Genomic DNA, 7,381 nt, shown 5'->3' on the forward strand with positions numbered 1-7,381 from the left:
GTCTCGTTGAGGATGAGATCACGCACGAAGACGGTGAACTCCGTGCCTGCATCCACTCCGCCGTCGGTGCCACCGTCGGTGCCACCGTCCGTGCCGCCATCCGTCTCCGGTGGCGTGACGGTGACGTTCACGCACTTCTTGGCCTCGCACTCCCACCTCTTGCCAGCACCCGGCGAGCCGTTCTTCGCCTGGCAGTCAAAGCGGTCGACGCACTCGTCGCCGCTGCAGGCCGCGAAGGACACGGCGATGATCGCCGCCAATCCGCCTATCAAGAGTCGCAACTCTTTCATGGCGGCCTCAGGTCCCGTCGCCGTTCGCGCCCCGGTTCGGCACGTTCAGGTACGGGAACGCGTCGCCGAACTGGTCATCATCCTGGAGCACCGCGTCGTGCAGTGGGATGTTGCGCGAGGGCGCCTGGGTGTCGTTGGCGAACAGGTAGCCGATGGTCACCCGGAGTGCGATGTCCACCACGTCATCGCCAGGGCGGCGGCCGTTGGGGAAGCCGGCCGGATCGCAGTCCGGGTCGGCCAGCGTGAGCACGCCATCCACGAAGCAGCCGGCGGCCCCGAGGTTGTTCTGCGCTCCCTTGGGCTTGGGCGCAATGGCCGTGTTGAGCCGCTGCATCTCGGCGGTGGAGCCGTTCTTGTTCACGCTGTCCACACCGGTGAGGAAGACCGCCACCAGGTCCGTGCGTGGGAACACGGAGGGGGCCACCACGGTGGGGAAGAGCACCTCGATGAGCGCCGGGAGAGTGGGGTGGGTGACGTAGTCCGCGAACTGCCCGTCGTCCTTGGGCTCGCTCGAGTTGAAGCGGTCCTTGTCCTTGATGCCGATGACCACCTCGTTCACCAGCGGCATGCCCAGCCGGCTCACCTGCGTCCACGCGCCGCCCTCACGCGACGGCCGCGCGAAGGTGGCCTGCGGGTTGATGGCACGCGCCTGACGGATGCTGGCGCTCGTCCAGCCGCCGACGATGTCCTGGGTCCCCTGCTTCAAGCACGCGATGGGCACCTCCAGGGCGATCGTGGTGATGTTGGCGTTCCGCAGCGGGTTGGGCACCGCGCCGCGGTTGGCGTCGTCGGTGATGACGCCAGCCGGCGCGTTCACGAGGTCGAACACCGGCCCCAGGTTCACCGCGAACGGCTCCGCGCGCTGACCGACGAACATCTTGCTCGTGCCCGTGCAGCCCGGGATGTTGACGGTGTAGATGTGGGCGTTGGCATAGGCGGCATAGTCCGGGAACGTCTTCGTACCGATGTTGTCCACCGGCTTGTTGAACGTCGCCGCGCCGCCCGTGGCGTTGGTGATGTCCTGCGCGGTGCCCGTGCGGCGGTTGCCGCGCACCACCTTCACCGAGTACGTCTCGAGGACGCTGACCTTGCTGAGATCGTTCGCGGTGATGGCTCCCACGTTGAGCAGGGGCACGGCCACCGTCTTCTTCGAGCCCGCCGGGCCGATGTCCAGCGTCACCCCGTTCTGGGTGGCCAGGGTGTTGCTGAAGCGGAACTGGAAGGTGATGTCCTCGACGGCGTTCCCATCGTTGTCGATGTGGATCTCGTACAGCGCGTCGGGATCCATCATGAAGAAGTTGGGACCGCCATACGGCAGCTGCAGGGGCAGGTAGTTGGCGATGAGCGTGACGTGAGTGTCACGTCCCGTCTCGTAGCTCCGGAACATGTAGAAGTCCGTGCTGTCTACCTTGGGCATCCGGGTGATGAAGGGGGCTTCGCGGTGGCTCGACGCCTCGGCGAGGGGTGCCCCCAGCATGGCGACCCCCAGACAAAGCGCGCCGACCAGCTTGGGTCTACGCATGCGCTGCTCCTCATTTCGTGTGCGGCGGGTGGTGTGACGCACTGCGCCAGTCATGAAGACCCTGACGCACCGTGTCAGCTTCTGCGCGGAACAGATCCGGCGCTGCGGCACCTACGGCAGCCCCGACAAAATGGATTTATGGAAGATCAGACCGGCCAGAGCTGGAGATCCAAGGCGCGCTCGGCGAGCCAGGTGCAGCCGAGCAGCGCTACCACCACGGAGCCGCCGACGAAGAGCACGCGGCGGTAGAGGAAGGAGGCGCGCAGGCTGTAGGCAAACGGCAGGAACACTGCCACGCACGCGAGCTGTCCTAGTTCCACCCCGAGATTGAAGCCCAGCAGGGTGACGGCGAGGCTGCCGGAGGACAGGCCCGCCTCGGCCAGCACCGACGCGAAGCCGAAGCCGTGCAAGAGGCCCAAGGCGAATGCGGCCGCCCAGCGCGTGCCTCGCACCAGGGGAAACAGGTTGTTGAGCGCGGCGATGACGACGCTCGCCGCAATGGCCGACTCCACGAGGCGCGAGGGCAGGAACACCCACCCCAGGGACGCGGCGCTCAGCGTCAACGAGTGCGCCACCGTGAAGGCGGAGACCACCTTCACCACGTCACTCAGCGCCGGAGCGAAGGCAGGAACCGGCTCCCACCCCGAGGGCTCGCTCCGACGGAGAACAGCGGGGAGCAGCAGCGCGAGCAGGAAGAGGAGGTGGTCGAAGCCCTTCCAGATGTGCTCGACGCCCGAGAGGACGGCTGTGCCCAGCCCACCCCAGGCGCTCGGCGCATCGATGGAGGTCCGCAGCTGCGGGCGCGAGGCCGTGAAGAGGAGCGTCTCGGACGCGCGGGCCCCCGTGACGCGCAGCACGCCCCGGTGCTGGGAGTCCCGGTCGAACAAGAGCGCATAGCGGATGTCCAGCTCCTGAGGGGTGCCGGGGCAGGCGATGGCGAGGAAGAGCGCGGCATACGCACCATCCGAGTGGCGCACCACGCGCACGGGAGAGTCCCCCGCCGGTGTCACGGTGCAAGGCTTCCCCTCGCTCGCCACCTCCAGGCGTTCCAGCGCGTAGCGCGTCACCTCATCGCCGCGAGCGCGAAGCTCACCCCAGGTGATGGCGCCATCGCCCTGCGCGTCGAGGACGAGCACCTCATCCAGATCCTTGAGCGCGATGTCCCAGCGCCCCTGGACGCCTCCCCCACCCCGCTCGAGGAACAGATAGCTGTCAGAGGGCTTGTGGGCGAGCGCTACCGGCGCGACGAGCATCGCCAGGAGCGCGAACACCATCAGGTGGGGCGTGGGTCTCATGGCAAAGCGCTCCTCACCCGCTGCGCGAGCGCCATCAGGCCCGGGTCTTCGGCCCCGTTCGCTTGAAGGAAGTCGACGACGGGAAGCGCGGCCTGCGGACGACCTGCGGCGAGCGCTGCCTCCATGAGCACCCGCGCGTCCCAGGGCTCGTGCTGGACCTGCCAGTTGGCCTCCGCCAGAGAGAGCGCCCGTGCGGCGTCCTGATCCACGCCGAGCGCGAACCGCGCCTCCTCGCGCGCGTGGAGACTGTCCCCGCGCAGGTGGCTGGCCGCATAGCGTGTGCGCAGCGTGTCGGCCTGCGCGCGGGCCTCGGCCGTCCCCAGTGCCTTCTCGGCGAGCACCCGCCGGAGCAGCAGGGCATCATCCTCGGGGTAGGAGCGCACGAGCTCCACGGCCTCACTGGCCCGGCCTGCGTCGATCAGCAGATCCGCGAGCGCCCCGCGGGTGTAGGCATCTTGTGGATCGAGGGCCAGGGCCTGTTTGAGGAGCCGCTCACCCTCGGGGACATCGCCCGCGCGCGCCGCCGCCTCCCCCAGCACGGACAGCGCCCACGCCTGTTCAGTGGGCGCAATCCCCCCCTGCGCTGCGACGAGCGCCTTCGAGAGCTCGGCGAAGGCCTGCTTCGATTGTCCCGCCGTGCTCTGCACCTGTGCGAGGCACACGGCGCGGGTCAGCTCACCTGCCAGGCCGCCCAACGGGGCGCAGCTGCGCGCGGCCTCGGCATGCTCGCCCCGCACCGACAGCACCACGGCCCGGGTCAGCCACGCCTGTGAATGCCCTGGGGCCTCGCGCACCACGGCATCCAGGTCCGTGAGCGCCGCCTGAAACTCGTGCCGACTCTGCAGGATGGTGGCTCGCAGCACCCGGACCTCCAGCGGCGGTGACTCCTGCTCCCACCAGGTGCTCAGTGCGGCCTGGGCCCGCCCGAGGTAGCGCGGATCCCCTTTGGCACGGCCCTCTTGGATGTGGGCCTGTGCCAGCTTCAGGGCGAGCTCCAGGTCCTGAGGCGCGGTGTCGAGGCGTTGGCGAAGCGCCTCACGCTCACGCGCTCCCGGGTCCGCGGCCCGAGCAGGCACGCGCTCTAGCACTTCCTGGTCCGTGGCCGGGACGAAGGGGGCCTCCTCTCCACGGGGCGCGCGCGAGCACCCCGCGAGGACGCTCGTGAGGAGCAACGTCGTCAGCAGTACCTGACGGGCCAGCGGGAAGTGCAAGGAGAGAGCGGGCGTCATGGGCGGCGGCGGAGTTTGTGCCACACTCCGGCGCTCTTTGCCCAGACTCCCTCGGAGGCGCCGAACCCAAGGAGGCCCCCTGAGCGCCAGGGCCGCTACCAGGGCACCTGCTCGTCGGAGCCGCCGAACATGGCCGGGAAGCCCTTGTAGTGGGGGAGGTCGTCCTTGACGGGCAGCATCGCGTACTGGCAGTTCATGTGGAACGTGGGCTTGAACATGCCCTTGGGCAGCAGGTGTGCCCTGATGGCACGAATCCCCAGGCCTGGTGGCTCCGAATAGATGGGGGTGCCGCACTCCCGACAGGTGGCGCGCAGCGTCGTCTTCAGCTTCCACATGCGGGGATCGCCTGAGACGATCCGAGTCTCGGAGATCCGATACATCACTGCGGGGATGTAAGCGGCGCAGTGCACTGCCTGGCAGTCGTCGCAGTGACAGTACAGCTGCACCAGTGGCTCGCCAGTGAGCTCCATCCTGACAGCACCGCAGTTGCACTGGATGGTCGTCGTCGTCATGGCTCCTCCTGTGCTTGATCCATCATGAGCGGCCGGCGCTCAGCGATCCAGGAAGAACCAGCTCTCGAAGGTGCCACCAGGCAGATGCGGCATTCCGTTGCCGGTGAGCACGTCGGGCGCCGCCGAGTAGACGTTCCCGTCTTTGTCCCAGATGTGAGCGACGTGCACGCGGATGTGCACGCGCGTGCCCCCCGGCACGCTCAGCTTGTCGAGGTCGTTCTCACATTGCCAGACGATCTCGTTGGACGAGGCCAGGGAGGCCTGACCGTGCATCACCAGGATTGCAGACGGCGAGTTCGGCGCATCCGGCGATGGCGCCTGCTCCAACCACACCTGGAAGAGGGCCGGCATCGCGTCGTCGAAGCGCCTGTGGAGCTCGGTCTCGAGTGAGATGCGCAGCTCGTTGAGCTGCGTAGCGGGCGCATTCCCTCCATGCGGCCAGTTCACGTCGATCACCCGAGGATGCTCGGCCACCACCCCCGGTGCTCCCTGCGGCCCTGCCGGACCGGTCGCACCCTGTGGCCCCGCTGGACCGGTCGCGCCTTGTGGCCCTGCTAGACCCGCCGTGCCCTGTGGCCCTTGTGGGCCCGCTGGCCCTATCAGTCCTTGTGGGCCCACTGGACCTATCGGCCCCGGCTCGCCCGCTGGTCCCATCGGACCCTCTGGGCCTGCTGGCCCCGCCAGCCCCTCGGGACCTGGCGGCCCCGCCAGCGCCGCGCCGTCGTAGTGCCAGCGGCCTTCGGCGTCCTGCACGTGAGTGCCGCTGTGGCTGTGATTCCCCACGGCGATGAACAGCGACGGGTCCTGCGAGACAGTGAGGGTCCCGTCGTTCGACTCGATCAACGCGATGGTCAGCGAGTCCCCCACCGGCTCCTCCTCGCTGACAGGCTCGAGAATCACGGTGGAGCTCAACAGGATCACCGTCGGCGTGTTGCCGAAGCGAAGATGGGCGCGATCACTGTTCTGTGCGCGCAGCACCACCCGCCAGGGGCCATCGCCCTCAGGCAGCTCGAAGGACTCCGGCTGCTCCAGCGACAGCCGGACGCCGTCCGGGGAGAAGGCCACGCCGGGACTGACCGTGATCTCGGTACCAGCGTCGACCTTGAACCCCCACCCTACCCGGCCCAGCCCTACCGTGCGGCGCAGGTCCAGAACGCTCTCGCGCAGGCGATCCTGCAGGTGCAGGAGGTGCTCGGGGGTAACCCGCAAGCCCTCCACGAAGTGACTGCGTGCATCGTCGGCCATGACCTCGCTCCTGACTCATTCGCGGGCCAGACACGCTGGCACCGCAGGCTCGTTCGAAGAGCCCCCGCTCAGCAGCACCTACTTCGAGAACACCACCATCAAGTTCCGCAGGATGAGGGTGCCGGCGGTCAGGCTGGTCACCCGCAGACTGGCGGCCGTCCCGGCGATGTCCAGGGTGGGGCCCGCCGTCTCCGGCCATACCGCCAGCGCCTCACGGGCGGTGGTCATCACCTTCTTCGGCGGCACCGCCAGGGGCATGGACGCTCCCTGACGGCACGGCTGCAGCCGCACCGGCGCCATCGGGTCATCCCGCTGGGTATGCCCGATCACGTGGATGCGTCCGCCCACCGTCGTCCCCAGCGCGGAGGGCAAGGACACCCACGGCCCAGCAGGCGGGCCGCGCCTCACCGCCCGGAGCGCCGTGGAGGAGGTGTATCGCCCCAGCGTCCAGCGCACCGTGCCGCGCCCCACCAACACCACTGCCCAGGGCATCGCCCCGCGGATCGGCACCGGCCGTGGGAACTCGAAGAGCGTCCACCCCTGGCTGGTATCCCCGGAGGCCGGCGCCTCCAGCACCACCGGGTTGCTGGCGGACGCGCCCTCCAGCGGAGGACCAGGCTCACCACCGGTGGCTCCGAGGCCTTCGCCCAGGTGGGACAGCAGCGCCACCCGCACCTCCGCGCCGCCCTCCATCGCTCGCAGCGGCAGGCGCACGCCTGTCACCTCTGCCAGCGTCACCTCCTCCAGGGCCTCCGTGTCCTCGACATGCGTGGGGAGCCGAACGCAGGCGGACCGCTGCGCGTCCAGCTCCAGCTCGGCCTGAGTCGCGAGGTCTGGCCCATAGGGCGGCAATGCGCGCTCGGGCGGCAGCGCTCCCGAGACGTTCACCCGTACCTCCTTCACGATGCGCGCGTCGGCGGGAAGGGTCAGCGGCACGTCCTGGTACCCTTCGGCCTCGAAGGTCAGCTCCTTGCCATCAGCGCCGAGCTCGGTGCGGGCCAGGTAATCCAGCTGGGGAGCCTGCACGGTCAGCTGGAGCTTCCCTGGCTGGCGCGCGGTCAGCTCCAGCTGAAACGTCCTGACCTGGGGGTGATCCGGGTCGCCAGTGAGCACCTCGAACGCGGAGGAGAGATCGACCGTGCGCTTGAGCATCCCGGTAGCTCCGGGCGTCCACTCGTTGGGCCGCTCCTGTACCGGGCCGGGTGCAGTCCAGACGGGCGGCCCCCCATCGATCCTCAGCTCCAGGTCCGCGGGCATGGACGGCAGGCGCGCGCCCAACCGCTCCCCA

Annotated in this window: 6 protein-coding genes and 1 pseudogene; all 7 read right to left on the reverse strand. The window is 69.1% G+C overall.

Annotated features, from left to right (window positions below; all coding sequences use genetic code 11):
• Positions 1-290, reverse strand: a pseudogene (locus VD972_RS12080) (hypothetical protein); the annotation flags it as partial.
• Between the two features lie 7 nt (positions 291-297).
• Complete coding sequence (locus tag VD972_RS12085; protein ID WP_324985597.1) at positions 298-1,812, reverse strand: DUF4331 domain-containing protein; 1,515 nt, start codon at positions 1,810-1,812, stop codon at positions 298-300.
• A 146-nt stretch (positions 1,813-1,958) separates the two neighbouring features.
• Positions 1,959-3,107, reverse strand: a complete 1,149-nt coding sequence (locus tag VD972_RS12090) for a HupE/UreJ family protein (protein ID WP_324985600.1) — start codon at positions 3,105-3,107, stop codon at positions 1,959-1,961.
• Complete coding sequence (locus tag VD972_RS12095; RefSeq protein ID WP_324985603.1) at positions 3,104-4,360, reverse strand: tetratricopeptide repeat protein; 1,257 nt, start codon at positions 4,358-4,360, stop codon at positions 3,104-3,106. The genes VD972_RS12090 and VD972_RS12095 overlap by 4 nt, the downstream gene beginning before the upstream one ends.
• Before the next feature lie 71 nt (positions 4,361-4,431).
• Positions 4,432-4,848, reverse strand: coding sequence for a GFA family protein (locus VD972_RS12100; protein ID WP_324985605.1), 417 nt, complete (start codon positions 4,846-4,848; stop codon positions 4,432-4,434).
• Positions 4,849-4,887: 39 nt separating this feature from the next.
• A complete protein-coding gene (locus VD972_RS12105) occupies positions 4,888-6,093 on the reverse strand; it encodes a hypothetical protein (protein ID WP_324985608.1) in 1,206 nt (401 codons plus the stop codon).
• 78 nt (positions 6,094-6,171) lie between these two features.
• On the reverse strand, positions 6,172-7,381 hold a 1,210-nt coding region (locus tag VD972_RS12110), incomplete at its 5' end, for a hypothetical protein (RefSeq protein ID WP_324985611.1).

This window comes from Hyalangium sp., assembly GCF_035629615.1.
Lineage (GTDB): Bacteria > Myxococcota > Myxococcia > Myxococcales > Myxococcaceae > Hyalangium.

Bases quoted from the DNA above. Each gene is read 5' to 3' on its own strand.
- VD972_RS12085 (WP_324985597.1), bottom strand. From the start codon at position 1,812: ATGCGTAGACCCAAGCTGGTCGGCGCGCTTTGTCTGGGGGTCGCCATG.
- VD972_RS12090 (WP_324985600.1), bottom strand. From the start codon at position 3,107: ATGAGACCCACGCCCCACCTGATGGTGTTCGCGCTCCTGGCGATGCTC.
- VD972_RS12100 (WP_324985605.1), bottom strand. From the start codon at position 4,848: ATGACGACGACGACCATCCAGTGCAACTGCGGTGCTGTCAGGATGGAG.
- VD972_RS12105 (WP_324985608.1), bottom strand. From the start codon at position 6,093: ATGGCCGACGATGCACGCAGTCACTTCGTGGAGGGCTTGCGGGTTACC.